Below are 647 nucleotides of genomic sequence, written 5' to 3' on the forward strand. Positions count from 1 at the left end.
TTATCTGAGTTCTGATCAACATCATAAGCTTGCATTGGAGTGTAAGGACCATGTTTCTTTAGAGCCGTTGTTATCATCAGAGCAGCAAGGACCGCCGGTTTGTTACAGTTATTTTGATAGGAAATTACATCTTTATCCCACACCGGATAGAGCCTATCAGATTCAACTCATTCTCTCTCCATTGCGTTTATCAGATATAGAGAGTGTTGATGAGGAGCACCCATGGTTTGTGCACGCGTTTGATTTGATCAAAGCGCGTGCAAAATACGAACTTTACAAGAATATCCTTAAAGATCCCGATTGTGCAACGGCAGCTTACAATGACTTTAACGAACAGTTGCATGAATTGCGTGCAGAGACGTCTCAACGTCATAACGTGACCCGAATAATACCAACGGATTTTTAGCATGGTTTATTTTCCCATTGCCGATTACAGACCAGATGTTGCGGCTGTCAACGGTAGTTTTACGGATAGCCTTGTGAATGTTTTACCGGCAGATGGCGGTTATATACCCATGCCAAGTGCAATGGTTGTTTCTAATCCTTTGGAAGAAAAGCCCTTGGGTTCAATCGCCTTTAGAAGCGGTAATGGTGTTAAGATAATCGTAGGAGGCAAGCAAAAGCTTTACAGTTATGATAGTCAAACG

General features: G+C 42.2%; 1 protein-coding gene and 1 pseudogene. Both read left to right on the top strand.

Translation table 11 applies throughout. The annotated features are described in order from the left end of the window. On the top strand, positions 1-406 hold a 406-nt coding region (locus ACFIK6_RS10170), incomplete at its 5' end, for a hypothetical protein (protein ID WP_375677622.1). A gap of 1 nt (position 407) precedes the next feature. Then, positions 408-647, top strand: a pseudogene (locus tag ACFIK6_RS10175) (hypothetical protein); the annotation flags it as partial.

It is taken from the genome of Bartonella sp. AS69XJJH, assembly GCF_042195585.1.
GTDB lineage: Bacteria > Pseudomonadota > Alphaproteobacteria > Rhizobiales > Rhizobiaceae > Bartonella.